The organism is Paenibacillus bouchesdurhonensis (assembly GCF_900155685.1).
In the GTDB taxonomy this organism is placed as follows: domain Bacteria; phylum Bacillota; class Bacilli; order Paenibacillales; family Paenibacillaceae; genus Fontibacillus; species Fontibacillus bouchesdurhonensis.
Genome location: NZ_LT732548.1, coordinates 1,569,427 through 1,570,269, shown reverse-complemented (window position 1 = coordinate 1,570,269; position 843 = coordinate 1,569,427). Strand labels below are relative to the sequence as shown.

1 other annotated feature (only partly in view) is annotated in these 843 nt (G+C 48.6%).

The window, feature by feature from the left end:
- Positions 1–587 (bottom strand) — a sequence feature (mutual gap in cmsearch alignment for this rRNA model is longer than 100) (it extends 2,237 nt beyond the left edge of the window).
- Between the last annotated feature and the right edge of the window lie 256 nt (positions 588–843).

Below are 843 nucleotides of genomic sequence, written 5' to 3'. Positions count from 1 at the left end.
GCTCTGACTTCTTGTAAGCACACGGTTTCAGGTTCTTTTTCACTCCCCTTCCGGGGTGCTTTTCACCTTTCCCTCACGGTACTGCTTCACTATCGGTCGCTAGGGAGTATTTAGCCTTACCAGATGGTCCTGGCAGATTCATACGGGGTTTCACGTGCCCCGCACTACTCGGGATCCGTCTCGGAGGGAATAGACTTTCGATTACAGGGCTTTTACCTTCTACGGCCGGCCTTTCCAGACCTGTTCGTCTAACCTGTTCCTTTGTAACTCCGTGTGAGACGTCCCACAACCCCAGAGAGCAAGCTCTCTGGTTTAGGCTGTTCCGCGTTCGCTCGCCGCTACTGACGGAATCACTCTTGTTTTCTCTTCCTCAGGGTACTTAGATGTTTCAGTTCCCCTGGTATGCCTCTACGCATCCTATGTATTCAGATGCGAGTGACTGCGTATTACCACAGCCGGGTTTCCCCATTCGGACACCCCCGGATCAAAGCTTGCTTACAGCTCCCCGAGGCAGTTTCGTTGTTCGCCACGTCCTTCGTCGGCTCCTAGCGCCTAGGCATCCTCCGTGTGCTCTTAGTAGCTTAACCATAATGCTTCGGTTTTGCGCCTGGCGCTCTGTTGTTCATCGATTTCTTGATCAAGTAAATTCATACAAGGTAGAAATCGCCTCACAAAGGATCTCCAGTCCCAAAACCTTCGCTAGCCACTTTTCACTTCACTTGTTTTGACACAAGTTCAGCTATGATGAATTTTAATTTGGCTTTGCAGCTCATTTAAATTCATCAGAAAAGGAATATTTCTAAAACGCAAATTTCGTTTCGTTATCCAGTTTTCAAGGATCAA